Here is a 25614-nt window from a genome sequence, read left to right as displayed (position 1 = left end):
CCTGCTTGCCGGCTGTTGGCGTGCATCGCCATCGGCTGATGCACGCTCGCGGCCGCGCCGTCAGCGCGGCGCTTCGTCAGCACGCTTTCTCGTGCGTGCCCGTTGCTCGTCCCGTTGCGCGGCCGGTGCCGCCTTCGCGCCACGCAGCGGCGCGCGGCGCACGAGCACCGTCATCTCGCGCCGCAGTGCATCGAGTTCCTTGCCGCGCGCCGCATCGGCCGCCTGCGCAGCATCGAGCTGCCCCTGAAGCACGCCGCATCGATGCAGCGCGTCGCCCAGTTGCGCCTGCAGCGCGGCAACATCTTTCCGCTGCTGCGCATCGCGTTGCTCCGTGCGCGATGTCACGGCATCGAGCTCCTTTTGCAGTCGCGCGGCGGCGAGCCGCTCTCGATCGATCTCCTGGAGCGCCCGCTTCTCCGACGCACGCAAGCGTTCCTCGGCCCGGCCGGCGTCGTCGCGTAACCGGTCAAGCTGGGTGGTGAAATCCGCACGGGCCTGCACGAGTGCACGGTCGCCTTCCGCGTTGTCGGCTGTCAGGCGCTCGATGTCCGCTTGCAGCGCTTGCCGCGATGCCTCGTCGGCCGCCCTCGTCTGCTCCAGTTCCTGAATGCGCACCTGTGCGGCCAGCAGCGCGGCCGTGCGTTGCTCCAGCGCGGTTTCGGTGCGGGCCAGCTCAGCCTGCAGTGCCGCGACTTCCGCCTTCGCCGCCGTTCGTTCGGCTTCGACTTCCGCGCGCAATGCGTCGAGCGCGGCGGCCGCGTCGGCGCTCGACCGATTCCATAGCGCCGCGACGAGTTCGCCGGCGGCCGCCTGCAGATCGGCCGGCAGGTCGGGATGCTCGATGCGGACGCGGCTCTTTTCCCGCAGCTCGGCCCAGAACTCGCCGAGCACGGCCGTCGGCGTGCTCATGCTGCCCTTGCGAACGAGCTGGTACAGGCGGTTCGCGGTGGGCGTGATGCCGAAGCGGAAGAACAGCAGCGCGCAGGCTTCGCGATACAGCTCGCGGGTTTTCGGGAAGTCGGCCTTGAGGCGCTCGATTTCGGCGGTCAGGCGGGATTCGTCGGCGGCGAGATCGGACATGGCGGGTTTCGGTGGCAATTTCGTCAATAATATAACGTAAACCGTTAAAAATACAATTATGTCGATTTATGGATTTGACATTATTTCTATAATGTCGAGATCGTGGAATATCGGTATGTCCCCGCCGGTATGCGGCGCGCGGCCGTCGGCCAGTACGGTGCTCGCCCGGTGGCGTCAAGCGCGCTGCTTCAGCAGCCCTGCCAGAAGGGTCAGTGCTTCCGTCAGATCGTCGAACGACGGGCCGCCGAGGCAAAGTCGGATTCCGCTCGCCCGATCTTCCGGGTTCACCATCATGGATTCCGGAGGGGTCAACTTGATATGCATCGCTGCAGCGACGGATGCGACACGATTGGCAGCATCGCGCTCCATCGGCAGCCAGGCGTTGTAGGCGCCGGGATGCGAGACCAGTTCGCTCGCGCCGAGCAGAGAGATGGCCAGATTGGATCGACGCCGCGCCTCATGGTGCAGATCCCGCTGGATCGAGGAGATGACGTCGGTGGCCAGCCATTCCTCAACCACTGCGCAAGAGAGCGGCGACGGCGCCATTGGCAGGTCCCGCAGCGCGTCCTCCGCTGCGTCGTTGAGTCCGGCCGGCAGCGCGAGCACGCCGATCTGCAAACCGGGGCCAAGCGATTTGGACAGTCCGTTCACATGAAAGGCGATCTCGGGCGCCAATGCCGCAAGCGGTGGCGAAGCCTGCTCTGCCGACGCATAGACGCCGTCCTCGATGATCCACGCGCCCACCCGGCGGCATATATCCACGATGGCCTGCCTTCGTTCCGTGCCCATCGTCGCAGTGGTCGGGTTGTGCAGCGTCGGCGTGAGATAGACCGCCTTGCTGCCGGTCGATGCGGTGCCGTCGAGTGCGTCCGCCAGTGCCCCCGGCACCATCCCTTGCGCGTCGGTCTCGACGCCTTGCATCCGATATCCGTTGCGCCGAGCCAGCGCGATCGCGCCCGGATAGGTAATCCGCTCGGTCAGAAGCAGCCCTTGCGAGCCGCAGGCAAGATCGAACGCCAACGATAGCGCCTGGCGGGCGCCGCTCGTTAGCACCAGATGAGACGGTTCCACCATCAGGCCCAGCGTTTCGAGCCAGCGAGCCAGCACACGTCGGTGCTCCATATGCCCAGCGGGCGGGGCATAGAGATTGAGGTGGTCCGCATCGATCTTGCGTGCGATCCCCGTCAATGTTCGCGCCAGCAAGCGAGCGTTGAGCATGGCTGGCGGCACATTGGACGAAAGGTCGATCTGTCGATCCTGATGCGCCTGGCGAATCGCCACGAAGGTTCCCCGGCCCTTGATGCTGCGCGTCAGGCCGCGCCGTTCAAGCGCGGCATAGGCTTTCGTCACCGTACCAAGGCCAATCCCCAGTTTCAACGCGAGATCGCGATGAGCGGGCAGGCGGTCGCCTCCCGTCAGCCGCCCCTCGACGATGTCGTCGGCCAGGGCGAGGACCAACCGCTCGGCGGTATTCGCCTCGATGTCGGCAAGCCGTGGTGACCAGGGAGATTGCAGGAGCATGTTCGCCGCCTAGATATTAGTGTCACGTGACACTATTTATATAAACAACAAGCGTAACATGTGCGATGTGATTGGATGAAGTCATGCATTTCTGGAGGCGCCTGATCGCCACGACGGGCGCGTGGAGAGTCAAATGTTCAGCCATGTAACTGTTGGGGCGCGTGATCTTGGGCGGGCAGGCCGTTTCTATGACGCTGTACTCGCTCCGCTCGGACTGAAGCGTCGCGTCGTCACGTCCGATGGCGGGCCTCCGGCGCTTTGCTGGGTAACCGGTCAAACGCCGCTGCCGCGCTTCTATGTCTACATTCCTTACGATGGAGAGCCGGCGACCATCGGCAACGGCAGCATGGTCGCCTTTCTGGCCCCGTCGCAAGAAGCCGTGAACACGGCCTACGCGAAGGGTCTTGAGCACGGCGGGACGGACGACGGTGCACCCGGGTTACGCCCCCGCTACGGTGACGGCTACTTCGGCGCGTATCTGCGCGACCCTGACGGGAACAAGATCCATATCGTTCATCGCGGAGACCTCCAGCCATAACGCTGGAGACGCCCCGCATCTCTGGAGAAACTCGAATGATCGCCAGTCAGATCGCACTCGCCTACGGCACCTATCTCATCGCCACCGCCAGCCCCGGGCCGAGCAACATGGCGATCATGGGAACAGCGATGCGTGACGGCCGCCTGCCTGCCCTCGTTCTGGCGGCAGGCGTCATCACGGGCTCACTCTTCTGGGCGATCCTGGCGGCGACCGGTGTTTCCGCCGTGCTGGCGGCCTATGCCGAGGCGCTTTTCGTCATCAAGATGGTGGGTGGTGTCTACCTGCTCTACCTGGCGTTCCGCACGGGGAGGTCGGCGCTGAAACCGGGCTCCGACTTCGCGAAGATGGAACCGGGACGCTCGACACCTCGCTATCGGCGGCTCTACCGCCAGGGCATTCTCATGCATATCGGAAACCCGAAGGCGGTTCTGGCCTGGATGGCAATCATGTCACTTGGGCTTCCGGAGCATGCCTCCGGCGGTACCTTGCCGGCGATCATCGGTGGTTGCGCGTTCCTCGCCGTCATCGTGTTTGGTGGTTATGCGGTCCTCTTCTCGACCGCTCGGATGATCGCCCTGTATACCCGCCCCCGGCGCTGGATTGAAGGCACGCTATCCGCGGTGTTCGCCGTTGCGGGAGTCCGGCTGCTTGCCTGGCAACGTTGATATCCCGGCTTGTCGGCGCCCTCACGAACTGATCTGAATTGAAAGAGCGATGTCATGACCTTTGCGATCCATATGATCGATGTCTTCGGCGCCGGGCCGTCTTCGGGCAATCCGCTGGCGGTCGTTATCGGTGCCGATGCCCTGGCAACGGATGACATGCAGCGGTTGACGCGGTGGTTCAACCTGTCCGAGACCGCTTTTCTCTTGCCACCCACGCATCCTGAGGCTGACTACCGGGTCAGGATCTTCACGCTGGACAGGGAGATGCCTTTTGCCGGGCACCCGACGCTCGGCAGTTGTCATGCGTGGCTCTCGACGGGCCGCGTGCCGAAGAGCGAAGCGGAAATCGTCCAGGAATGCGGCGCCGGGCTGGTTCCGATCCGACGCAATCACGAGCGGCTTTCCTTCGCCGCCCCGCCGCTGATCCGCTCCGGTGCGCCAACACAGGATGAATTGGATCAGGCTCGGCGACTGCTGGGGATCGAATCGGGCGATGTCCTCGATGCCGCCTGGATCGATAACGGCCCCGGATGGCTGGGCATCAGGCTGGTGTCGGCGGAGACGGTGCTTGCCCTCAATCCGCTCCGCAGTTGGCCCGGCCGGATCGATGTCGGCGTTATTGGCCCTCATGCAACAGGCGGCAACGCGGCCTTCGAGGTTCGCGCCTTCTTCAGCGACCATCTGGGCGCTATCGTCGAAGATCCAGTTACTGGAAGCCTCAATGCTTCAATGGCGCAGTGGCTGTTCGCGACAGGTGTGGTTGAGGACGACTATGTCGCCGCCCAGGGGACACGCCTCGGCCGCCATGGCCGCATTCATTTGACCCGCGACGAGGCTGGCCAAATCTGGGTCGGCGGCAAGACTCGCACGCACGTCGAAGGCCGGCTTCACGGCCTTTGAAAAGGCAAACGAGAAAGCTGCAACCTGATGTTCGGGCGAACTGGCGCACATAACGCCTGTCCGGGTCGCCCCATACGCTGAACAGCTTGCTCGCAAGACTGCTTGCCGGCGTGACGCGACAGCACCGGATCAACCTGAGCACTGTTCTGACGCTCGAAAACACGCAAGGAGTTCAGCATGTCTGCCCCCCCGCAGAACCCGATTGCTCCATCCGTAACCACCGATCGCATCACACTGCCCGCCTCGGCGGCAGACACCTTAAGAATGCTGGTGCGCTACAAGTCCTGGGCGAATGGACTGACGTTCAAGAGCGTGATGGACCTGCCGGCTGGCGAAGCCCTTCGGCAGAGACCGACGCGGTTCGGAAACATGGTGCATACCTTGAATCATGTCTACGTGGTCGACGACATTTTCAGACATCATCTGCAAGGAAAGAAGCACACCTACACCTCGCGCAACACCGACCACACGCCTGCCGTTTCCGATCTTTGGAAAGCGGTTCAGGAAATGGACCGCTGGTACATCAATCTTGTCGACACCTGGTCGGACGCGGATCTCGCGAAAGCCGTTCATTTCGAGTTTGTTGGCGGAGGAGAAGGCGTCATGACCCGCGAGCAAATCGTGCTGCATGTCGTCAATCACGCCACCTATCACCGCGGATTTGTCGGCGACATGATGTATCAGGTGCCTTTCGCGCCACCGTCAAACGATCTTCCCGTATTCATCAGGGATCACTATCGCGATGCCCGGTGAGCGCCTGTTCGGCCGACCCGGCGCACGCCGGCAACTTGTCTCGCATCTGTGTGGGCCGCGGAGACCGCCGGATGCGCATCGCTGACTGGTCGCGTCGCGACCGTCGCCTGTCATTGATCTGCCACCGTCGCCCGGTAGCGTTCGGGTCTGACCCACGCTTTCGACAGACGAATCCGCCATGCAGCGCACGTCGCGCGCCACGCCCCACGTTTATGCGGCCACGTCCCGTGCCCTCGCCGCCAGCCTTGCGATCAACCTGCTGCTGCTCGTCGTCGAGACGGTCGCGGCATGGTCCGCGCATTCGTCGGGGTTGCTCGCGGACGTCGCGCACGCGGCGATCGATCTCGCAGCCGATGCGCTGATCCTCGTTGCATGCCGGCTCGACGCGCGCCTGCCGCCGGAACGGCGCCCGACCTGCGAGCCGCTTGCGCTCGCGGGCCTCGGCGCATTGCTCGTGGCGACCGGCGCGCAGATGATCTGGCACGCGACGAACCGGTTCGTTGCGCCGCCCGTCGTACAGCCGGGCATGACGACGCTCGCGCTCGTCGCCGTCACGCTCGCCGGCAAGGCCGCGCTGTCGCACTGGATGCTGCGCAAGGCGCGCGAGACGGGCTCCGCGCTGCTCGAGGCGAGCGGCTGGCATGTCCGGACCGATGCGCTGGCGTCGCTGCTGGCGGCGCTCGCGATGGGCGCGGCACGGATCGGCTTCGGCCGTCTCGACGACCTGGCCGCGCTCGCGATCGGCGCGCTCGTGATCCGCACGGGCGCCGGTTTCATCCGGCGCGGTTGCGCGCAGTGGCCGGCGCTGGCGTCGTGGGCGGGTCGTTCCACGCGCGGGTCGTGAACGCGCCCGGCAGCGCCGGCGTCGGGCATCCGGTCTCCGCGAGCGGCTGCGCTGAATGAAGGAGCGGTTCGCGCGGGTGCGAGCCTCTTTCGCGTGATGTCGTCGCTACCGTGACACGTGCCACGTCGATCGTTGCCGATGTATCGCCGGACGAATGCGGCCGGTTCCGATGAATCGGCGTCGGCTGCCGCTTACCCGAGCGGCACGACGCTCCCGAGCAGAATCCGTACGAGCGTCGCCTGGCGCGTGACGCCCGTCTTCGAGAAGATCGCGCGCAGGTGCGTGCGCGCCGTGTTCTTGCTGATCCCCGATTCCTCCGCGGCCTCCTCGAGCGTCAGCCCGTTCGTCAGCAGCAGAGCGAGCGACGTCTCGGCCGGCGTCAGGTCGAACAGCTTGCGGATGATTTCCTGTGCGCCCTGCGGCTTGCGGTCGGGGTCGCGCAGGAACAGCGTGACGGCCGGCCGCCGCTTGTTGTCCTCCGACCAGTCGGACAGCAGCACCGTGCGCACCAGCAGCCCGAGGCGCGGCTTGTCGAAGCTGCGCGTGATCGGCATCGCCTCGACGGTCGCCGCGGCCGTGCCGTGATGCCCCATCACCGCGTGGCGGATCAGCCGCTTGAGCGTGCGGTTCTCCTGCGCGTCGGTCGCCTCGATCGTGCCGCGCGCAATCGTCAGACCGTTGTTCTGCTTCAGGATCTCGTCGGCGACGCTGTTCATGTCGATGATCGTGCCGTTCTCGTCGAGCGTGATCGTGCCGATCTGCATCCGGTTGATCGCGTTCGCGTAGATCGAGCGCTCGACTTCGGCCGTGTCGAGCCGCGAATGCAGCTCGACCGCACGCTTCAGGTGCGGCAGCAGCAGCGCGCAGATCGCCTTGTCGCGCGCGGAGAACTGTTTCGAAGCATGGTTGCGGCATACGCGGAACCGGCACTCGACGCCCGACGGCGTGCGGAGATCCGCGCCGAGGATGTAGCGCACGTCCTGCGGCTTCAGGAACTGCTTGTACAGTTCGCTCGACAGCCAGCCCGTGTCGCCGAACACGTCGTCGACCGTGACCACGCGATCGGCCGGCAGGCCGACGAACGGATCGAGCGAATAGTAGTAGTTGTTGTACGACGCTTCGCCGTCACCCGGCACGACCGGGCCGTATTCCGATGCGTGCACGGACAGCGGCGCGCGGCGGTCGCTCGCGGCCGCGCGCAGGATCAGCGTCACGTAGTTGGCCTGCAGCAACCGGCGAACCAGTTCGAGCGCGCCCGCCCACGGCGGCGTTTCCAGCGGGCCCTGGTAGATGCGCGCCATCAGCTCGCTGAAATCGGCGACGCCGATGTCGGCCTCGTCACTGGTTGCCTGGCTCTCTTGCGGAGCCCATCTCGTCTCCATCAGCACGCTCCATCCTCCATACGACATGTTTCCGACGCGACCCAACCGCGCCGCCATGATTAAGACGCGTCTAAATTCCGGCGTCATCGGGAGATTTACTGAATGGTGAGAATTGGCCATCCGGGCGAACCAACCATCGTCCGATCGGATGATGTGGCGCCCTGCCCGCTACGCTGGAATGCCCGTCAGGCCGTGCCGGCAAGCGTCCGGCACGGACTCAGGGAAAACCGCGACACGGGTTTACCTGATTCAAACCGCATCCGATTCAGACAGGAGCCCCCATGCCGCTCGACCCACAGGCGCAGGCGCTGCTCGCCGCGTTCGCCCAGGCACCCGCGATCGATTTCGCGCAGCTCACCGTTCCCGCGTATCGCGCGAGTCTCGCCGCCGGCGGCGCGTTCGCCCCGGGCGATGCCGTCGCCGCCGAAGAGGACTGGCAGATTCCCGCATCGGGCCGTCAGTTGTCCGCACGGCTGTATCGGCCCGCTGCCGACGGGCCGTTGCCGCTGACGGTGTTCTTCCACGGCGGCGGCTTCGTCGCGTGCGGCATCGATTCGCACGCGAACCTGTGCCGCAGCCTCGCGGCCCGTGCGCGCACGCTCGTGCTGTCGGTCGACTACCGGCTCGCGCCCGAGGCGCGTTTCCCGGCCGCCGCGCACGATGCGTGCGACGCCGTGCGCTGGGCCGCCGCCAGCGCGCGCGATCTCGGCGCACGCACCGGCGCGCTGGCGGTCGCCGGCGACAGCGCCGGCGGCAATCTTGCGGCAGTCGCCGCGCTGCAGTTGCGCGGCTCGGGCATCGCGATCGCGCACCAGCTGCTGCTGTATCCGGTCGTCGATTGCGCGACCGAGCATCCGTCGTACGAATCGCTCGGCAACGGCTATTTCCTGACGGCGGACATGATGCGCTGGTTCAAGCGCCACTATTTCGACGACGGCGCCGATCGCGCATCGCCGCTTGCAAGCCCGCTTGCCGCGCCGGACGTCGCGGGCGCGGCGCCGGCGACGATCGTCAGCGCCGAATTCGATCCGCTGCGCGACGAGGCCGAAGCGTATGCGCTGCGTCTCGCACAGGCCGGCACGCCGGTGACCGTCGTGCGCTGGCCGGGCCAGCTTCACGGTTTCGCCAGCATGCTCGGCGCGATCGATGCGGCCGACCGCGTGCTGACCTTCGGCGCCGACGCGCTGCGCCGCGCGTTCGACGCGACGGAGGCGCCATGAGCATCGCCGGCACGCGGGAGATCGTCGACGAGCTGCGTGCGGGCCGCATGGTCCTGCTCGTCGACGAAGAGGATCGCGAGAACGAAGGCGATCTCGTGATCGCGGCCGATCACGTGACGCCGGAAGCGATCAATTTCATGGCGCGCTTCGGGCGCGGGCTGATCTGCCTGACGCTGACCGCCGAGCGTTGCGAGCAGTTGCGCCTGCCGCCGATGGCCGATCACAACGGTACGCCGTTCGGCACCGCGTTCACCGTCAGCATCGAGGCGGCCGAAGGCGTGACGACCGGCATTTCGGCGGCCGATCGCGCGCATACGATTCGCGCGGCGGTGCGGGCCGGCGCCCGCCCCGACGACCTCGTCCAGCCGGGCCACGTGTTCCCGATCGTCGCGCGCCCGGGCGGCGTGCTCGTGCGCGCGGGGCACACCGAGGCCGGCTGCGATCTCGCGGCGCTCGCGGGGCTCACGCCCGCATCGGTGATCTGCGAGGTGATGAACGACGACGGCACGATGGCGCGGCTGCCCGAGCTGAAGGCGTTCGCCGCGCATCACGGGCTGAAGATCGGCACCATTGCCGACCTGATCCATTACCGGCGCGAACACGAATCGCTCGTCGAACGCGTCGGCGAGCGGCCGCTGCATACGCCGTGGGGGCGATTCCGTGCGATCGAGTATCGCGACACCGTGCACGGCGCGCCGCATCTCGCGCTCGTGCGCGGCGAGCCCGATCCGTCGACGCCGGTGCTGACGCGCGTGCACGAATGCCATTCGCTGCTCGAACTGCTCGATGCGGAGCCGTCCGCGCATTCGTGGCCGCTGCATGCCGCGCTGCAACGGATCGACGCGGCCGGCTGCGGGGTCGCGGTGCTGCTCGACTGCGATATGCGCCGCGACGCGATGCGGATGCCGGCCGGCCATGCGCGCCGCGACGGACGCGTGACGGGAATCGGCTCGCAGATCCTGCGCGAGCTCGGCGTGCGGCGGCTGAACGTGCTGTCGAGCCCGTTCCGGTTGCCCGCGCTGTCGGGACACGACCTGGAGATCATGGCGTTCATTCCGCTCGGCGACGACGATCCGGAAAGCGCGCGAAGCGCGCATGCGAACCCGCTGCGGGCGGCGTGATGCGTTGCCGCGGAATGGTCGGCGGGTTGCCCGCTTGACAGGCTATCGTTTGTTTTCGTTGGATACAGTCTTTGGTTTGTATTTTGACAATACATGCTGTAGATTGTATTTTCCGATTACAAACGATCGCCTGTCATTCCGCGGAGCGCCCGATGGCCTTTCCTGTCCAGACCCTGACCCAGCTGCGCCCGATACTCGTCGGCTTCCGGAAATCCGCGGGGCTCACGCAGGCGCAATTGGCCGCCCGCCTGGGCGTCACGCAGCAATCCTACGCGCAGCTCGAAGCCAACCCGTCGGCGGTCAGCATCGAGCGGCTCTTCAAGGTGCTGAACACACTCGGCGTGCGCATGACGCTCGCGCCGGGCACGCAGGACGCTTCGGCGGCATCGGCCGATCCTGCGCCCGATGCCGATGCCGATGCCGATGCCGCGCCGGCGGTCCGCCAACCCGCCGCGAGCAAACGCAAGCCGGATGCGGCGCGCGGCACCACGGCCGCCAAAAATCCAGCCCGGCCTGCGGCCGGCGCCGCGCGCAAGCAGCCCGCGACGGCAACACCCGGCAAGCCACGGGTTTCGAAGCGGGAGGACTGGTGACGATGGCCACGCGTGCCCGTCACGACCGGCTCGACCTGTGGATGAACGGCATTCCGGTGGGCTACTGGGAAGTCCGGCGCGGCGTCGAGCGTCTCGTCTACCTGCCGGCCTGGCTCGACGATCCACAGGGGCGGCCGCTGTCGCTGTCGCTGCCCTTCACGCCCGGCAACCAGCCGCACCAGGGCGCGATCGTCGCCGATTATTTCGACAACCTGCTGCCGGACAGCGAGCCGATCCGGCGCCGCATCGCGCAGCGTTACCGGCTCCGGTCGACGGCGCCGTTCGATCTGCTCGCGTCGATCGGCCGCGATTGCGTCGGCGCGATCCAGATGCTGCCGCCCGGCGAAACGCCCATCGATCTCGAGACGATCGACGGCGTGACGCTCGACGATGCGGCCGTCGCCGAGGTGCTGCGTCACGCGACCGCCGCGCCGCTGCCCGGCCATGCGGAGCCGGAAGGCGACCTGCGCCTGTCGATTGCCGGCGCGCAGGAAAAGACGGCATTGCTGCGCCAGGGAAACCGCTGGCTGCGGCCGTCGGGCAGCACGCCGACGACGCACATCTTCAAGCTGCCGCTCGGGCGTGTCGGGAACATGCAGGCCGACATGCGGACGTCCGTCGAAAACGAATGGCTGTGCGCGAAGCTCGTCGCCGCGTACGGCTTGCCGGTCGCGGCGTGCGACATCGGCCGGTTCGACGACCAGAAGGCGTTGATCGTCGAGCGCTTCGACCGGCGTGCTTCGCGCGACCGCACGTGGATCCTGCGGTTGCCGCAGGAGGACATGTGCCAGGCGACCGGCACGCCGTCGGGCGCGAAATACGAATCCGACGGCGGCCCGGGCATCGACACGATCATGGGCATCCTCGCCAATTCGGCCGACGCCGCGCCCGACCGGATGAATTTCTTCGTCGCGCAGCTCGTGTTCTGGGTGCTGGCGGCGATCGACGGGCATGCGAAGAACTTCAGCATCGCGCACCTGCCCGGCAACACGTACCGCAGCACGCCGCTGTACGACGTGCTGTCCGCGCATCCGATCATCGGCACGCGCCGCAACCAGCTTCCGCCGCGCCGCGCGCGGCTCGCGATGGCCGTGTGCGGGAAGAACCGGCACTACGTGATCGGCGAGATCCAGCCGCGCCACTGGATCGCACAGGGCCGACGCGTCGGCCTGACCGAAGACGACGTGCACGCCGCGATGGCGGCCGTCGTCGCTCGTACGGAACCCGCGATCGCGGAAGCGGCGGCGCAGATCCCGGCGGAATTTCCGGTGGACGTGGCGGATGCGATCTTCGACGGGATGCGGCGGCAGGTCCGCAAGCTCCGGGCAGGCGATCTCGCGTGACGGATCGACGGCGGGTGGTCGGGCTCGGGGCGGGCTTTGGCGTCCGGTGGAGCGCTTCGATGTACTGAATCGGGGCGCGCCCGGAACGGGTTGTGCCGGGCTCGTCCACCCGGACGATGCGCGCCTGCGCCACCGCCGCACAATGGTCGCCGTGCCCAATCCCGCCCCCCGCCCCTCATGGAATCCGCCGACCTCACGACCGCGTTCAGCCCGCTGCAGATCGGCCCGCTGACGCTGCGCAACCGCCTGATCAAGTCAGCCACCAACGAGGGCATGACGCCGAACGGCGTGCCGTCGCGCGCGCTCGTCCGTTTTCACGAACGCATCGCCGAAGGCGGCGCCGCGCTGACGACCGTCGCGTACTGCGCGATCAGCGACGACGGACGCACGTTCGTCGACCAGGCACGGCTCGACGTGCCGACGGTCCGCCAGTTCCGCGCGCTGACCGACGCCGTCCATCGCCACGGCGCCGCCGCCTCCGCGCAGATCACGCACGGCGGCTGCTTCACGTTCCTGCCGTCGCTGTCGACCCGACGGCCGTTGAGCGCATCGGGCGGTTTCAACAAGGTCGGCGTGATGAGCGGCCGCTTTTTGAAGCAGGCGATGACGCGCGACCAGATGTCCGCGGTCGCCGACGAATTCGCGCAGGCCGCACGCCATGCGCGCGACGCCGGCTTCGATGCGGTCGAGATCCACATGGGGCACGGCTATCTGCTCAGCCAGTTCCTGTCGCCGCTGTACAACCGCCGCCGCGATGCGTACGGCGGCGACGCGGCACGGCGCGCCGCTTTCCCTGCCGAGGTGCTGCGCCGCGTGCTCGACGCGGTGGGCCGCGATCTCGCCGTCGTCTGCAAGATCGGCGTGACCGAAGGCGTGCGCGGCGGCGGAACCGCCGACGACGCATGCGGGATCGCGCGGCGGCTCGAAGCCGAAGGCGCGCACCTGCTCGTGCTCAGCGGCGGGATGAACGTCGAATCGGTGTGGCAGCTGTTCGGCAGCCCGTTGCCCGGCGACGCGCGCGCGAACGCCGACAACGCGATCGTGCGTGCGGCGATGGCGCTGCAGAAACTCACCGAGCCGAAGATGGGCGCGTTTCGCGAGATGTATTTCCTCGAGCACTCGAGGAAGGTGCGCGCGTCCGTCCGGATGCCGCTCGCTTACCTCGGCGGCGTACGTTCGCGCGGGAACGTCGAGCTGGCGATGCGCGAAGGGTTCGATGCGGTCGCGCTCGCCCGCGCGCTCGTGTTCGAGCCGGATTTCGTCAACGGACTGCGCGACGGCCGGCTCGCGCAGTCGGGCTGCACGTCGTGCAACCGTTGTGTCGTGTCGATGTACACGCCGGGCGGCACCGCGTGCGTCCTGCACGAGCCGAACGACCCCGCGCCGAACCGGGTGCCGGCCGCCGGCGCGTGAGGTGCGACGCGGGGCGCGGGACGCCCGATGCGGGCGCCGGCGTCGCTCAGCCGGCGTCGCGCGCGCGGGCGAGCGCCGCGAGATTGCCTTCGCCGAACCCGTGGTGTCCCTTGCGCTGCACGATTTCGAAGAAGATCTCGCCCGGCCGGCGCTTGACGAAAGTCTGGAAGAACAGCCTCGGCACGCCGTCGCCGCCGATCTCGCCGTCGACCAGCACCGCGCGACGGCGCAGCGCGTCGAGATCGACACCGTGCCCCGGCAGCCGCGCGTCGACGTCATCGTAATAGCGGGCCGGCGGCTCGATGAATTCGACGCCGTTCGCCCGCAGCGCATCGACGCAGGACAGGATGTCGTCGGTAGCCAGCGCGACGTGCTGCACGCCCTCGCCCGGATGGTCGGGCAGATACGCGTGCATCAGCTCGGTGCGCCGCGTGCCTTCCTCGTAGACCGGAATCCGCACCGCGCCGCACGGCGACACCATCACACGCGATTCCTCCGACACATGCCAGTGCGCGTCGATTTCGTGGATCTCGCGAAAATGCAGCAGGTCGTGGTAGAAATCCAGCCACTCCCGCATGCGCCCCGCGCCGACGGTCTGCGTGAAATGATCGACCTGCTGCAGCCCGACGCCCACGCAGTCGAGATCGGTATGCGCGGTCGCGATGTCGATCGGCCGGAAATCGATGTCGAAGATCGAGATGTCGCCGACGCCGCCCCGCTGGCCGTCGCGCCCGCGCCAGCGGTCGACGAAATAGAGGTGCGAATCGCCGATGCCCTGGATCGCGGGGATCTTCAGCTCGCCGACGCCGACCTTCTCGCCTTCGAACGCCCACGCACCGAGCTCGATCGCCCGCTCGAACGCGCGCCGGGCGCTGGCCACGCGCAGCCCGATCGCGCAGACACCCATCCCGTATTCCTCCGCGTAGCGCGCGGCGAACGAATCGGGTTCGGCGTTGATCAGGAAATGCATCTGACCTTGCCGGTAGAGCGTGACGTTTTTGCTGACATGCCGCGCGATCGCCTTGAACCCGAGCTGCTCGAAGCGCTGCGCGAGCGCCTCGGGCACCGGCGCCGCGAATTCGACGAATTCGAGGCCGGCCATCCCGAGCGGATTGGCGGCCGGATCGGCAACGGGCGGCGTATCGCTGGACAGGGGGTGGGAATTGCCGGGCATTCCAGTCTCCGGGGGCATGCGTTCGATGGGGATGGCGCCCGTCGCTGGCGGCAAACGCGGCCAGCGTGGCGACCGCATCCGCCCCGAACGGGCAAGTTCTCAATGCTGCAGATTTTAACCAGATCGTTCACGGCGGCACACCCTGGCCAAACGGGATATCGTCGCGCCGCCTAGTGCAAACCCGAAAAGCGTTCGATAATCGCACGGACTTGTACGATAATCGCGCACTCTGCCCGATTGGCCGATTGCCGCCGTACGGCGCGCGCCCTATTCTCCGTTCACTCATCGACTTCAATGCAGCATCGGACGCGGCGCCGCCACGATTCCACGATGCGCCGTGCCAGGAGACACCGCCATGACCCCAACCTTCGACACCCTCGACGCCGCCGCCAGTGCCCGCGTACGCAGCCAGGCCCGCAAGGCCGCGATCGGCAGCTTCGTCGGTGCCGTTGTCGACTGGTACGACTTCCTGCTGTACGGGATCGTCGCCGCGCTGGTATTCAATTCCGAGTTCTTCCCGAAAGTCAGCCCGACGATGGGCACGCTCGCGGCGTTCGCGACCTTCGGCGTCGGTTTCCTGTTCCGGCCGCTCGGCGGCATCGTGTTCGGCCACTACGGCGACCGGCTCGGCCGCAAGCGGATGCTGGTCCTGACGGTGATGCTGATGGGGCTGTCGACGGTCGCGATCGGCCTGCTGCCGGCATTCTCGACGATCGGCTGGTGGGCACCCGTGCTGCTGGTGCTGATGCGCGCGATCCAGGGTTTCGCGGTCGGCGGGGAATGGGGCGGCGCGGCGCTGATGGCCGTCGAAAGCGCGCCGAAGCAAAAGAAGGCGTTCTACAGCAGCGGCGTGCAGGTCGGCTACGGCGTCGGCCTCGTGCTGGCCACGGGCATCGTGTCGATCCTGAGCCACACGCTCGGCGAGGCCGCGTTCAAGTCGTGGGGCTGGCGCCTGCCGTTCGTGTTCAGCATCGTGCTCGTGCTGATCGGGCTGTGGGTGCGCAAGAACATGGACGAATCGCAGGAGTTCGTCGAGAAGGTCGAACACGGCAACCGCAAGCTGCGCCTGCCGGTGCTGGAGGCACTGACGCGCCATCCGAAGGCGTTCCTGCTGATCATTGCGCTGCGGCTCGCCGAGCTGTTCACGATGTACATCGTCACCGCGTTCGCGCTCAGCTATTCGACGACGAACCTCGGCATGTCGCGCGACCTGTTCCTGAACATCGGCCTGCTGGTGGGGGCGGTGAGCTGCGTGACGATCCCGTGTTTCGCGTGGCTGGCCGACCGCTACGGCCTGCGCCGCATCTACCTGATCGGCGCGCTGATCGGCGTCGCGTCCGCGGTGCCGTTCTTCCTCGCGCTGGAGGCGCGGTCGATCGCGTGGATCGTGATCTTCTCGATCCTGCTCGCGAACGCCGCGCACGACATGGTCGTGAGTGTCCAGCAGCCGTTGTTCACCGAACTGTTCGGCGCCGAATACCGCTATAGCGGCGCGGGCGTCGGCTACCAGTTCGCGAGCGTGGTCGGCGGCGGGTTCACGCCGTTCATCGCGGTCGGCCTCGTCAGCGTGGCAGGCGGCTCGTGGCACCTCGTCGCCGGTTATCTCGCGGTGGGCTGCCTGATCTCGCTGATCGTCGCCGCGCGGATGCGGGCGGCGCAGTAACGTCCCGATGGCCGGCCCCAACCGTGGCCGGCCATCACGCATCGCTCGATGGCGGCCGGCAACGGCCTCGCTGCGTCGCGCGCGACGTCAAACACTGTCAGTTATACGCGCCGATTCCCCCTTTTCCCCTCTGAACATTCCACGCCGCCCGCCGACCAATGGCATCATATGGGCCTACGTCAGTCACCGATACGCCCCCATATCATGTCGAATCTCATCGTCCACGGCGGCACTCCGCTGCGCGGGGACATCAAGCCGTCCGCGAACAAGAACGCCGTCCTGCCGATCCTGTGCGCCACCCTGTTGACCGACCAGCCGTTGCGCCTCATCGGCGTGCCGGACATCACCGACGTGCGCAAGATCCTCGACATCTTCCGCACGCTCGGCAGCGACGTGTCGGTCGACTTCACGACGGGCCTGCTCGAACTCCACCATCGCGACACGAAATTCGATCCGGCCGTCCATCGGCTGCCGGAAGCGATGCGCTCGTCGATCATGCTGATCCCGCCGCTGCTCGCGCGCTTCGGCGTCGCGCGCCTCGAGAACGACGTGAAGGGCTGCACGCTCGGCGTGCGCGAGATCGATCCGCACGTCGAGGTGTTCGAGCGCTTCGGCGCGCACATCGAGCGCACGCCCGATTCGCTGATCGTCCGCACCGACGGCCCGCTGACGGCCAACGATCACTGGCTCGACTACGCGTCGGTGACGACCACCGAAAACTTCGCGCTGTGCGCGACGACCGCGAACGGCACGTCGACGCTGATGAATGCCGCGTCCGAGCCGCACGTGCAGGAGTTCTGCCAGTTCCTCGCGATGATCGGCGTCGCGATCGAGGGGATCGGCACGTCGCGGCTCTGCGTGACGGGCGGCCGCAAGCTCGGCGGCGGCGAGTTCCGCTTCGCCGAGGATTTCCACGAAATCGCGACGTTCCTCGCGCTCGGCGCGATCACGGGCGGCGACATCACGGTACGCAACTCGTCGCCCGAACACTTCCCGCTGATCGACCGCACGTTCGCGAAGTTCGGCGTCAACGTCACGCACCGCGACGGCTGGTCGCGCGCAGAACGCGACGGCCCGCTGCGCGTGCGCCGGCCGTTCACGCAGAACATCCTCACCAAGGTCGAAGCCGCGCCGTGGCCGTACCTGCCGGTCGACCTGCTGCCGATCTTCATCGCGCTCGGCGTGCGCGCGGAAGGCAGCGCGATGTTCTGGAACAAGGTCTACGACGGTGCGCTCGGCTGGTCCGGCGAACTGTCGAAGTTCGGCGCGCACGTGCTGCTGTCCGATCCGCACCGGCTGATCACGTTCGGCGGGCTGCAGCTGACGCCGGCCCGCGTCGAGAGCCCGTACATCATCCGCGTCGCGATCGCGCTGCTGATGGTGGCCGCGAGCATCGAAGGCCGCTCGGAAATCATGAACGCGCTGCCGATCCGCCGCGCGCATCCGCATTTCGTCGAGAACCTGCGCTCGGTCGGCGCGAACGTCGAATGGACGAGCAGCGAGTAAGACCCTGAAGGTACGGCGTACGGCGCACGCCACACGAGCGCCGTACCGCCACCCGCACCCGGTCGGCGGCTGTGTCAGCCGCCCCCTCCCGTCCCTCCCCCCGTTACTCGCCGCCCCCGCAATCGGCATCGCCGGCGCCCATGTGGTCGAACCCGTAGAGCATCACGGCGGTCGTCCCGCGCGCCGGGTTGCTCGGGCGTTTCGCCAGGCTTTCGTCGAGCGGGGACGACGGATACTGGACACTCGTGTCCATCAGGTTGCCCGGCGCCGAGCGCAACTCCGCGTCGGTCAGCTTGCGCGCTTCCGCGCGCGGCAGCCCGAACGCCTTGCGCACGTCCGCTTCGTTCCAGGTTCCCTTGAGCATGACGGTGACCATCTGCAGGTCTCCGTGCTCCCAGTCCAGTTCGACCTTCGTCGCGAGCGGATGCACGCTGGCCGCGAGCCGGTCGGGGAACACCGGACCTTCGTAGTAGGCCTTCGTGTTCCCGCACGCATCGCCGGTATTCCGGTACTTCTTCAATGCGCAATTGAAGCGCTTGTCACGGTAGCCGAAGGTCGATTCGACGTAGCAGCCGAACTTCGGCGACGTCATGCGCGGCCAGGCACGCACGTCGACGGACGGCTTCGGGAGGGGCGTGCCGGACGAGGGATTCGCCGCGGCAAGCAGCGGCACGGCCGCGACGAGCACGGCCAACACGGATTCGCGAATTTTCATTGTTGTGGTCCAGTTGAGGCGGCGATTCTAAACGACGGGCATGTTCCGGGCTCGGGGCACGCACCCAGCGCCGGCTCATGCAAGCCCGGCGATACATCGCGGCAGATCCGATTTGCGCGATAATCGCCCACTCATGCGCGATTGCCGCGCACCGGGACGCCACCTTCCGACGATGAAAAAGCCCGAACTCGACCGACGCGACTGGATTGCCGGCCTCGAAAAAGGCCTGGCGATCCTCGAGGCATTCGACAGCCAGCACGCGCGCATGACGCCCACCCAGGCCGCCGCGCGCACCGGCCTCACGCGCACGGCCGCGCGGCGGTACCTGCTGACGCTCGAATCGCTCGGCTATGTGTACACCGACGGCAAGCTGTACGGCCTCACGCCGCGCGTGCTGCGGGTCGGCTGGTCGTACTTCGATTCGGCGCGCCTGCCGCGCACGGTCCAGCCCTATCTGCAGCAACTGAGCGCGTCGCTGAACGAATCGGCGTACGTGAGCGTGCTCGACGGCTGGGAGCTCGTGTTCATCGCGCGCAACGGCGTGTCGCGCGTGATGACGACCGGCTTCGTGCTCGGCGCGCGCGTACCGGCGCCGCTCACGTCGCCGGGCGTCGTGCTGCTCGCCCATCATCCCGATCGCGAAGCCGTGCGCGCGTGGCTCGACGACACCGAACTGCCGCCGTTCACGCCGCACACGGTCACCAACAAGGCGCGCCTGCTCGAACAGGTCGACCAGGCACGCGACGCCGGTTTCGCGGCGATCGAACAGCAATTGCAGGTCGGCGTGCGCGGCATCGCGGTGCCGCTGAAGAACCGTCACGGCGAAGTGGTCGCCGCGCTGAGCACGAACATGCCGATCGGCGCGGAGACGACCGACGCGGCCGTGCGGCGCGTCCTGCCGCACCTGCAGGAAGCCGCGCTCGCAATGCTCAACGTGCTGTAGCGACGTGCCGGAGCGCGCAACGTCGCGCCCCGTCACTTGATCCGCCACCACCGCGGCAGCAGATCGCGCACCTCCCGCCGCCGGTAACGGTCGTCGATCAGATGCACGACGCCTTCGTCGTGCTCGGTGCGGATCACGCGTCCGGCCGCCTGCACGACCTTCTGCAAGCCCGGATACAGGTACATGTAGTCGTAGCCGTTGCCGAAGCGTGCGTCCATCGCACGCCGCATCTGCTCGTTGACATCGTTGACCTGCGGCAGCCCGAGCGTCGCGATGAACGCGCCGATCAGCCGCTCGCCGACCAGGTCCACGCCTTCCGAGAACGCCCCGCCCAGCACCGCGAAGCCGACGCCGCGCCCGCCCGCGTCGAAGCGCGCGAGAAACGCGTCGCGCTCGCCTTCGGTCATGCCGGGCGCCTGCGCCCAGACGGGCACGTCCGGGTGCCGTGCCTGCATCAGCGCGACCACGCGCCCCAGATAGTCGAAGCTGCTCAGGAACCCGAGGTAGTTGCCGGGCCGCGTCGCGTATTGCGCGGCGATCAGGTCCACGATCGGTTCGAGCGACCGGTCGCGGTCGCGCCAGCGGGTCGACACGTGGCTCGCGACGCGCACCGTCAGCTGCTCGGCGCGGAACGGCCCGTCGACGTCGAGCCAGCCCGTGTCGCCGGGCAACCCGAGCGTGTCGCGGTAGAAATGAAACGGACTCAGCGTGCCCGAGAAAAGCACGGTCGCGCACGCGGCTTCGTAGCGCGGCGCGAGAAAGCCGGCCGGAATCACGTTGCGCACGCAGAGCGTCGACTGGACGCGGCGCCGGCGGCCGGCCGACGCAACGCCGTCGAGCGCCGGCTGGCGCGGCATCGGTTCGCCGTGCAGCGTCGCGTCGAAGATCGACGCACTGTCGAACGCTTCGGCAAGCACGCCGAACTGGATCGCCTCGAAATGAAACCGCAGCAGCGCGTCGCCGTTCGCGCGCGGCGCGTCGGCCAGGTGCTCGCCGACCGCCGCGACAAGGTTCTGCAACGCCGACACGATCGGGCCCGGTATCTCCGGATACGCGGCATAACGCTCGGCCTGCGCGCGGTTGACCGTGCCCCACGCGCGGGCGAGCCGGTCGAAGGCCTTGCGCAGCGCGGCGGGTGCGGCCTCGCGCGCGGCCGCGAATGCGAACGGATCGAGCGATGCGCTGTACATCTTGCGCGCACGATCGAGCAGGTTGTGCGCTTCGTCGACGAGCACGCCGACGCGCCACTGGTTCTGCTGCGCGAGCGTGTGCAGCATCGCGCTGCCGTCGTAGTAGTAGTTGTAGTCGCCGATCACCATGTCGGACCAGCGTGCGAGCTCCTGCGACAGGTAATACGGGCAGACGTCGTGCGCGAGCGCGGCCGCGCGCACGGTGTCGCGGTCGAGCAGCCCGGCCTCGATCGCCGCGTCGCGCGCGGCCGGCAGCCGGTCGTAGAAACCCTTCGCGAGCGGGCACGACTCGCCGTGGCACGCACTGTCGGGATGCTCGCACGCCTTGTCGCGCGCAACGAGTTCCAGCACGCGCAGCGGCAGCGCGGGCGTGCCGGCGCCGAGCGTCGCCGCCGCTTCGAGCGCGAGCGCGCGGCCGGGCGTTTTCGCGGTCAGGAAGTACACGTGGTCGAGCTCGCCCTCACCGCAGGCCTTCAGCAGCGGAAACACGGTGCCGAGCGTCTTGCCGATGCCGGTCGGCGCCTGCGCCATCAGGCAACGATCGTCGCGGGCCGCGCGATAGACGGCCACTGCCAGCTCGCGCTGGCCGCTGCGGAACTGCCCGTGCGGAAACGCGAGCGCGCGCAGCGCCGCGTCACGCGCCGCGCGGTGCGCCGTCTCGCGTTCGGCCCAGCCGACGAAGCACGCGCACTGCTCGGCGAAGAACGCCGCGAGCTCTGCCGCCCCCAGCGTTTGCGTCAGCACCGTCTCGCGCTCGGACACGATGTCGAAATAGACGAGCGCGACGTCGATTTCCGGGAGGCCGCGCGCGTCGCACATCAGGTGCGCGTAGACCTTCGCCTGCGCCCAGTGCAGTGCGCGGTGGTTGGCCGGCATCGCGTCGAGGCTGCCGCGGAAGGTCTTAATTTCCTCGAGGCGGTTCGCCACCGGATCGTAGCCGTCCGCGCGGCCGCGCACGGTGAGCGTGCCCCACGTGCCCGTCAGCGCGATCTCGGTTTCGTAGCGAGCACCGCGGTTCGACGTGACCGCGCCGTGGCCGGCGATGCCTTCGAGCGCGGTGGGCGCGGGCGTGAAGCGCAGGTCGAGATCGCCGCGCCGCGCGGTGAACTCGCACATCGCCCGCACCGCGACGACGTAGCTCATGCGGACAGGCCCGCCGCTTCGACGGGCACGACGTCCGCGCCGGCCCACTCGACATCGATCACGCGCACCGGAATGCCGTGCGCGACGCAGTATGCGAGCCAGCGCGTCTGGTTGTCCTGCAGGCGGTCGCCGGGGCCTTTCACCTCGACGAGTTCGTAGCGGCGCTCGCCGGGCCAGAAGCGGACGAGATCGGGCAGCCCCGAACGGTTGCTGCGGATATCCGCGAGCAGGCGCGTGAACCACAGCCGCAGATGCTCCGGCGGCAGGCACGCAAGCGCCTCGTCGAGCAGTGCGTCGCTCAGCACGCCCCAGAACACGAACGGGGATTGCAGCCCCGCTTTCGTCGCGAAATGCCGGCGAATCGTCTCGCGATAAGCGCCCGAATCGAGTTGCGCGAAGCACGCGGCGAATGCGTCCGCACGGCGCGCGGCGAAATCGGGCGCGTGCAGGTCGGCCGGGCCGCGCTGGAACGGATGGAAGAACGCGCCGGGTACCGCGGCGAACACGGGTTCCCAGCACAGCAGCCCGAACAGCGAATTGATCAGCGTGTTTTCGACGTAATGGACCGGCGCAGCCGGTTGCGCGAGATGGTCGCGCACCGCGAATTCGACACTGACGAACGCATCGGGGCGCGCGAGCACGAGCGTTTCGCGCGGCACGTCCGCCGCCGAAGCCGCGCGTTCGACGCGCCGGCCGAGCCGGCGCTGCAGGCGCGGCAGCATGCGCTCGACACGCTGGCGCTCCTCGTCGCTCTCGAAACCGCCGCGCGCCTCGAGCGCCAGCGCGAGCGCATCTTCGTCACGCCCGCAGCGTTCGAGCACGCGGATGCGCCGATGGCGGCTGCCGGGCCAGGCGCTGCGCACATACGCGTCGAGCGCGCCGGCCCAGTCGGCCCGGCGCTCGCACGTCTGCCCGAGTGCGAACAGCAGCTTCGCGCGACGCGTCGCGAGCCAGGGCTGCGCGCAGCCGACCGCGTCGATCGCGCGCACCAGGTCGTCGAACGGCAGATCGTCGGGCCATGCGTCGAGCGCATCGCGGCACGTCTGCAGCGCGAGATACGCGTCGACGTCGCCGCGCTGCTGGAACGCGCGCGACGACGGCGCGATCGGCACGCTTTCGTACTGGAACACGCCGAGATCGGCGAGCACGAATTCGCTCCAGTCCTGGTGGAGATTGCCGAAGAACATCAGGCGCAGCCGGTCGCACAGCGCGCCGACCGTCACGCGCAGCACGCGGTCGCCGGCCTGCGCGCACCACGCGTCGAGCGGTTGCGCGATGTCGTGCGCGGGCCGCAGCCGTTCGAGCCACTCGGGCTTGCGCTCGCCCGCATGCGCGGCGAGTGCCGGGAAGATACGCAGCAGATCGGCCTTGGTCGACAGCGCGAACAGTTCGTCGAGCGTCAGCGCGGGGGCCGGATCGATCCAGCCAAGTTCGACGAGCGGCGCGGCCGCGTCGAGCGCGCAGCCGATTTCGTCGTACACGAGCTTGCTCGCGCGGAAATCGGACCCGTTGCGCATCAGCATCCGGACGAGCAGCGCGCGCGACGCCTGCGGCAGCGCGGCGAACTGCCGGACGAACGCGTGCTCGTGCGCATCGAACAGGTCGTCGTAACGCGCGCCGAGCCAGGCCAGCGCGCGTTCGAAATTGGTCAGGTAGTAAAACGCCGGGGGCGTCGGCGAAGCAGGCGTCACGGGGATTGATCACTGTACATTTGTACAGGTCGGAATCATATCAAATGTGACGGGAAATGCCGCTGCCCCGATCGCCTCCCTGCTGCCCGGCCTTGCTCAGAACTGGTAATTCACCGACATGTCGAATACGCCGTTGGTCGACTGCTGCGTGATCGGGCTGCGCGCGGCGCGGCCGACGAGCTGCTCGATCGCGCCGTCGATCGTGATGAACCAGTGCTTGTTCACGAACCAGGCCATGGTCACGCCCGCACCGTACGACTTGATCCCGGCCCCCGACGAATACGCCGGCAGCCCCGAACGCGCGGCGGCCCCCTGGTTCACGCCGAACCAGCTGTTCATGTAGCGCGAATCGGCGAACGACACGGTCGGCCCCGCGAACCAGAAGAAATGCTCGTTGCTGCCCGGCAGCGGCATGTACGCGGAGAAATCGCCGACCCAGCCGTTCGAGCCGCCGATGCTGCGCCGGATATCCGCGCGCAGCACGAGCGGAAACTCCTTCGAGATCACGTAATCGGCCGCCAGTTTCATCACCGGCGCCGCGTTGATGTTGTCGAGGCCGTTCAGGTGCTGGATATCGTCGGCCGAGCGGCGCCCGAGGTCGTAACCGACGGACAGGCTCACGCGCCAGTTCGGCCCGCGCAGCACGTTCGCGCCGAGCCCCTCGCCCGTCGACAGGAAGAACAGGTCGCGATAGCGGATGTCGAGGTTCGGGCCGCCCATCACGCGATAGCGGTCGGAGCCCGCATAGCGCGGCTGCAGCGTCATCGCGGCGCCCACGCTGATATTCCACGTGGAAATGTTCGGGTCGAACAGTTTTTCGAGCGGCACACCCGCCGAGTATTGCCACTCGCCGAGCGGCGAAGGCGTCTGGGCCGACGCATCGCGGGTGCCGGCCGCGGCAAGCGCCGCGCACGCCGACAGGCCGGAAACGAACCGGCGTGCGCCGGGTGACAGCAACAGGCGAGCAACTGTGGCCAAGGTGGTCTCCGTCGGTTGCGCGAAACGAACCTGAAGGAAAGCGCATCGCGCCTCTTCGGCCGCAGCGGCTGCCAGGCTGCGGCGCGAACGTAGCGTGTGCTGAATTAACGGACATCCTACGCGACGCGCACGCAGACGCAAAGCGCCCGCTGCGCGCGGGCACTTTGCCCTGCATGGGGATCGAGCGGCGTGGCAGGGACGAATCAGAATCGTTCGACGTGATAGTCGCCGGCCAGCGCGGCCGGGCTGCGTGACGACATCATCCGCGAGAAGCCGTCGGCGAGCCGGCCGAGCGCCAGCTGCTTCTGGCTCGCATCCCAGTGCGTATAGGTGTCGTACGCGGCATCGTCGAACGACACGGTGACGGCAGCCGGGCGGCCGCTGGCGCGATAGCCGATCTGCAGCACGCCGCCCGGCAGTTCCTCGATGTGATAGCGCAGCGAACGCGATTCGAAATAGCGGCCCAGCACCTGAGCGATCGCGCGCTTGTCTGGCGATTGCACGTGAATGTCCATGACGGTCCTCCTTTTCAAGGTTCGCGCGGCCGGTCGCGGCGCACCGCTTCCGCCCGGCATCCGCATCGGCGGCGGGTTCGACGGCGGGTCGCCCTGCGGCAGCCCGTCAGGCACCGGCGGGTCGACCGGATCGTCGTGTCCGGGCGGCGGCGGGTCCGGGTCGACGTCGGGAGTCGTCGGCTCGGGGCGGTGCAGCATGGATGGCGTCTTCATGTCGCTCCTGCGCGGCGGCGTGCGCATTTCGATGGCGCGGCGAGCGCGCAAGCAGCATGCCTGCTGTCGCGCCGCGAACGTCGGCGGCTTCGCTCAGTCGTCATAGGCCGCCATCACCAGCCACATCGTGCGTCCTTCCGCGGTCAGCTGCACCGCGAGCGCGTACGGGTCGGACGGTGCGCATTGTTCGACGAGCGCCCGCTGCGCGCGCTCCGGGCCGTCGTAGACGGTGCGGTTCAGTTCGCGTACCTCGTCCTTGCCGTCGAACATGCGCCGCTCGGGCCGGTAGACGAGCGATTCGCGTTTCCACGTGTCGAAGCGCTCGCGCACGTGACCGAAATCGCCGCCGCACACGTTCGCGTCGTAACGTATCCTTTCCCTGGATGCATCCATCACGTTGTCCTCTCGTTCCCGCCGACGGCGCGTGCCTCGTGGCCGCGCCCGTCCGCCGCCCCCGGCGCGCAAGCGCCGTGCCGCCGATACATGACGGGCACGGCGCTTGCGCCTTCA

Annotated in this window: 23 protein-coding genes; 13 read left to right on the top strand and 10 right to left on the bottom strand. The window is 67.9% G+C overall.

The genetic code is table 11. From position 1 onward, the window contains the following. Positions 1-60: 60 nt before the first annotated feature. Positions 61-1080, bottom strand: coding sequence for a DNA-binding protein (locus tag ACTJLD_RS12355; RefSeq protein ID WP_440658866.1), 1020 nt, complete (start codon positions 1078-1080; stop codon positions 61-63). A gap of 174 nt (positions 1081-1254) precedes the next feature. Further along, positions 1255-2601 carry an aminotransferase-like domain-containing protein gene (locus ACTJLD_RS12350; protein ID WP_060170907.1) on the bottom strand — a complete coding sequence of 449 codons (1347 nt, stop codon included), beginning with the start codon at positions 2599-2601 and terminating at the stop codon, positions 1255-1257. Between the two features lie 133 nt (positions 2602-2734). On the opposite strand from ACTJLD_RS12350, the gene ACTJLD_RS12345 reads away from it, so the two are divergent. The 5 genes from ACTJLD_RS12345 to ACTJLD_RS12325 all read left to right on the top strand — a co-directional run bounded on the left by ACTJLD_RS12345 (position 2735) and on the right by ACTJLD_RS12325 (position 6301). Continuing rightward, positions 2735-3139, top strand: coding sequence for a VOC family protein (locus tag ACTJLD_RS12345; RefSeq protein ID WP_027791597.1), 405 nt, complete (start codon positions 2735-2737; stop codon positions 3137-3139). Between the two features lie 35 nt (positions 3140-3174). After that, entirely contained in the window at positions 3175-3804 is a 630-nt protein-coding gene (locus ACTJLD_RS12340; RefSeq protein WP_321840184.1) for a LysE family translocator, read from the top strand. A gap of 54 nt (positions 3805-3858) precedes the next feature. Beyond that, a complete protein-coding gene (locus ACTJLD_RS12335; RefSeq protein ID WP_321840185.1) occupies positions 3859-4704 on the top strand; it encodes a PhzF family phenazine biosynthesis protein in 846 nt (281 codons plus the stop codon). A gap of 177 nt (positions 4705-4881) precedes the next feature. Next, a complete protein-coding gene (locus tag ACTJLD_RS12330; RefSeq protein WP_027791594.1) occupies positions 4882-5457 on the top strand; it encodes a DinB family protein in 576 nt (191 codons plus the stop codon). A gap of 178 nt (positions 5458-5635) precedes the next feature. Continuing rightward, on the top strand, positions 5636-6301 hold the full coding sequence (locus ACTJLD_RS12325; RefSeq protein ID WP_440658865.1) for a cation diffusion facilitator family transporter: 666 nt from the start codon (positions 5636-5638) through the stop codon (positions 6299-6301). 191 nt (positions 6302-6492) lie between these two features. Here the strand turns inward: ACTJLD_RS12325 and ACTJLD_RS12320 are convergent, their stop codons facing one another. Continuing rightward, positions 6493-7683, bottom strand: coding sequence for a helix-turn-helix transcriptional regulator (locus ACTJLD_RS12320; RefSeq protein ID WP_021162732.1), 1191 nt, complete (start codon positions 7681-7683; stop codon positions 6493-6495). Between the two features lie 281 nt (positions 7684-7964). On the opposite strand from ACTJLD_RS12320, the gene ACTJLD_RS12315 reads away from it, so the two are divergent. The 5 genes from ACTJLD_RS12315 (at position 7965) to ACTJLD_RS12295 (ending at position 13373) form a co-directional block, all read left to right on the top strand. Further along, entirely contained in the window at positions 7965-8903 is a 939-nt protein-coding gene (locus ACTJLD_RS12315; RefSeq protein WP_124544655.1) for an alpha/beta hydrolase, read from the top strand. Beyond that, positions 8900-10024 carry a bifunctional 3,4-dihydroxy-2-butanone-4-phosphate synthase/GTP cyclohydrolase II gene (ribBA, locus tag ACTJLD_RS12310; protein WP_440658863.1) on the top strand — a complete coding sequence of 375 codons (1125 nt, stop codon included), beginning with the start codon at positions 8900-8902 and terminating at the stop codon, positions 10022-10024. Before ACTJLD_RS12315 ends, ribBA begins: the two co-directional genes overlap by 4 nt. 152 nt (positions 10025-10176) lie before the next feature. After that, positions 10177-10617, top strand: a complete 441-nt coding sequence (locus ACTJLD_RS12305) for a helix-turn-helix domain-containing protein (RefSeq protein WP_440658862.1) — start codon at positions 10177-10179, stop codon at positions 10615-10617. A 2-nt stretch (positions 10618-10619) separates the two neighbouring features. Further along, entirely contained in the window at positions 10620-11960 is a 1341-nt protein-coding gene (locus ACTJLD_RS12300; protein ID WP_440658861.1) for a type II toxin-antitoxin system HipA family toxin, read from the top strand. Between the two features lie 177 nt (positions 11961-12137). Continuing rightward, positions 12138-13373, top strand: a complete 1236-nt coding sequence (locus ACTJLD_RS12295; RefSeq protein ID WP_060085267.1) for an NADH:flavin oxidoreductase — start codon at positions 12138-12140, stop codon at positions 13371-13373. A 46-nt stretch (positions 13374-13419) separates the two neighbouring features. Here the strand turns inward: ACTJLD_RS12295 and ACTJLD_RS12290 are convergent, their stop codons facing one another. After that, positions 13420-14547: a 4-hydroxyphenylpyruvate dioxygenase family protein gene (locus ACTJLD_RS12290; RefSeq protein ID WP_021162738.1), complete on the bottom strand. Its 1128-nt coding sequence runs from the start codon at positions 14545-14547 to the stop codon at positions 13420-13422. 355 nt (positions 14548-14902) lie between these two features. Between ACTJLD_RS12290 and shiA the strand changes: the two genes are divergently transcribed. After that, the gene (gene shiA, locus ACTJLD_RS12285) at positions 14903-16210 is read left to right on the top strand and encodes a shikimate transporter (protein WP_048023001.1); all 1308 of its coding nucleotides are present in this window, start codon (positions 14903-14905) and stop codon (positions 16208-16210) included. Between the two features lie 204 nt (positions 16211-16414). Continuing rightward, a complete protein-coding gene (locus ACTJLD_RS12280; RefSeq protein WP_027791585.1) occupies positions 16415-17716 on the top strand; it encodes a UDP-N-acetylglucosamine 1-carboxyvinyltransferase in 1302 nt (433 codons plus the stop codon). 103 nt (positions 17717-17819) lie between these two features. Here the strand turns inward: ACTJLD_RS12280 and ACTJLD_RS12275 are convergent, their stop codons facing one another. Further along, the gene (locus ACTJLD_RS12275) at positions 17820-18431 is read right to left on the bottom strand and encodes a hypothetical protein (RefSeq protein ID WP_440658860.1); all 612 of its coding nucleotides are present in this window, start codon (positions 18429-18431) and stop codon (positions 17820-17822) included. A gap of 172 nt (positions 18432-18603) precedes the next feature. On the opposite strand from ACTJLD_RS12275, the gene ACTJLD_RS12270 reads away from it, so the two are divergent. Continuing rightward, positions 18604-19374 carry an IclR family transcriptional regulator domain-containing protein gene (locus tag ACTJLD_RS12270; RefSeq protein ID WP_021162744.1) on the top strand — a complete coding sequence of 257 codons (771 nt, stop codon included), beginning with the start codon at positions 18604-18606 and terminating at the stop codon, positions 19372-19374. Between the two features lie 32 nt (positions 19375-19406). Here the strand turns inward: ACTJLD_RS12270 and ACTJLD_RS12265 are convergent, their stop codons facing one another. The 5 genes from ACTJLD_RS12265 to ACTJLD_RS12245 form a co-directional block, all read right to left on the bottom strand. Beyond that, positions 19407-21707, bottom strand: coding sequence for an ATP-dependent DNA helicase (locus ACTJLD_RS12265; protein ID WP_124544661.1), 2301 nt, complete (start codon positions 21705-21707; stop codon positions 19407-19409). Continuing rightward, complete coding sequence (locus ACTJLD_RS12260; RefSeq protein WP_440658859.1) at positions 21704-23398, bottom strand: VRR-NUC domain-containing protein; 1695 nt, start codon at positions 23396-23398, stop codon at positions 21704-21706. The genes ACTJLD_RS12265 and ACTJLD_RS12260 overlap by 4 nt, the downstream gene beginning before the upstream one ends. A gap of 96 nt (positions 23399-23494) precedes the next feature. Further along, positions 23495-24376, bottom strand: a complete 882-nt coding sequence (locus ACTJLD_RS12255) for a MipA/OmpV family protein (RefSeq protein ID WP_021162747.1) — start codon at positions 24374-24376, stop codon at positions 23495-23497. Between the two features lie 203 nt (positions 24377-24579). Further along, entirely contained in the window at positions 24580-24891 is a 312-nt protein-coding gene (locus ACTJLD_RS12250) for a hypothetical protein (protein ID WP_060085522.1), read from the bottom strand. 306 nt (positions 24892-25197) lie between these two features. After that, complete coding sequence (locus ACTJLD_RS12245; protein ID WP_059694867.1) at positions 25198-25497, bottom strand: hypothetical protein; 300 nt, start codon at positions 25495-25497, stop codon at positions 25198-25200. Between the last annotated feature and the right edge of the window lie 117 nt (positions 25498-25614).

It is taken from the genome of Burkholderia sp. 22088 (assembly GCF_052045915.1).
In the GTDB taxonomy this organism is placed as follows: Bacteria; Pseudomonadota; Gammaproteobacteria; order Burkholderiales; family Burkholderiaceae; genus Burkholderia; species Burkholderia cepacia.
Note: the sequence above shows the minus strand (reverse complement) of the source record. Positions and strands in the feature narration are given on the sequence as shown.

What these genes read in the sequence shown, in the direction of transcription:
- ACTJLD_RS12355 (WP_440658866.1), bottom strand. Translation starts at nt 1,080, where the DNA reads ATGTCCGATCTCGCCGCCGACGAATCCCGCCTGACCGCCGAAATCGAG.
- ACTJLD_RS12350 (WP_060170907.1), bottom strand. Translation starts at nt 2,601, where the DNA reads ATGCTCCTGCAATCTCCCTGGTCACCACGGCTTGCCGACATCGAGGCG.
- ACTJLD_RS12345 (WP_027791597.1), top strand. Translation starts at nt 2,735, where the DNA reads ATGTTCAGCCATGTAACTGTTGGGGCGCGTGATCTTGGGCGGGCAGGC.
- ACTJLD_RS12340 (WP_321840184.1), top strand. Translation starts at nt 3,175, where the DNA reads ATGATCGCCAGTCAGATCGCACTCGCCTACGGCACCTATCTCATCGCC.
- ACTJLD_RS12335 (WP_321840185.1), top strand. Translation starts at nt 3,859, where the DNA reads ATGACCTTTGCGATCCATATGATCGATGTCTTCGGCGCCGGGCCGTCT.
- ACTJLD_RS12330 (WP_027791594.1), top strand. Translation starts at nt 4,882, where the DNA reads ATGTCTGCCCCCCCGCAGAACCCGATTGCTCCATCCGTAACCACCGAT.
- ACTJLD_RS12325 (WP_440658865.1), top strand. Translation starts at nt 5,636, where the DNA reads ATGCAGCGCACGTCGCGCGCCACGCCCCACGTTTATGCGGCCACGTCC.
- ACTJLD_RS12320 (WP_021162732.1), bottom strand. Translation starts at nt 7,683, where the DNA reads ATGGAGACGAGATGGGCTCCGCAAGAGAGCCAGGCAACCAGTGACGAG.
- ACTJLD_RS12315 (WP_124544655.1), top strand. Translation starts at nt 7,965, where the DNA reads ATGCCGCTCGACCCACAGGCGCAGGCGCTGCTCGCCGCGTTCGCCCAG.
- ribBA (WP_440658863.1), top strand. Translation starts at nt 8,900, where the DNA reads ATGAGCATCGCCGGCACGCGGGAGATCGTCGACGAGCTGCGTGCGGGC.
- ACTJLD_RS12305 (WP_440658862.1), top strand. Translation starts at nt 10,177, where the DNA reads ATGGCCTTTCCTGTCCAGACCCTGACCCAGCTGCGCCCGATACTCGTC.
- ACTJLD_RS12300 (WP_440658861.1), top strand. Translation starts at nt 10,620, where the DNA reads ATGGCCACGCGTGCCCGTCACGACCGGCTCGACCTGTGGATGAACGGC.
- ACTJLD_RS12295 (WP_060085267.1), top strand. Translation starts at nt 12,138, where the DNA reads ATGGAATCCGCCGACCTCACGACCGCGTTCAGCCCGCTGCAGATCGGC.
- ACTJLD_RS12290 (WP_021162738.1), bottom strand. Translation starts at nt 14,547, where the DNA reads ATGCCCGGCAATTCCCACCCCCTGTCCAGCGATACGCCGCCCGTTGCC.
- shiA (WP_048023001.1), top strand. Translation starts at nt 14,903, where the DNA reads ATGACCCCAACCTTCGACACCCTCGACGCCGCCGCCAGTGCCCGCGTA.
- ACTJLD_RS12280 (WP_027791585.1), top strand. Translation starts at nt 16,415, where the DNA reads ATGTCGAATCTCATCGTCCACGGCGGCACTCCGCTGCGCGGGGACATC.
- ACTJLD_RS12275 (WP_440658860.1), bottom strand. Translation starts at nt 18,431, where the DNA reads ATGAAAATTCGCGAATCCGTGTTGGCCGTGCTCGTCGCGGCCGTGCCG.
- ACTJLD_RS12270 (WP_021162744.1), top strand. Translation starts at nt 18,604, where the DNA reads ATGAAAAAGCCCGAACTCGACCGACGCGACTGGATTGCCGGCCTCGAA.
- ACTJLD_RS12265 (WP_124544661.1), bottom strand. Translation starts at nt 21,707, where the DNA reads ATGAGCTACGTCGTCGCGGTGCGGGCGATGTGCGAGTTCACCGCGCGG.
- ACTJLD_RS12250 (WP_060085522.1), bottom strand. Translation starts at nt 24,891, where the DNA reads ATGGACATTCACGTGCAATCGCCAGACAAGCGCGCGATCGCTCAGGTG.
- ACTJLD_RS12245 (WP_059694867.1), bottom strand. Translation starts at nt 25,497, where the DNA reads ATGGATGCATCCAGGGAAAGGATACGTTACGACGCGAACGTGTGCGGC.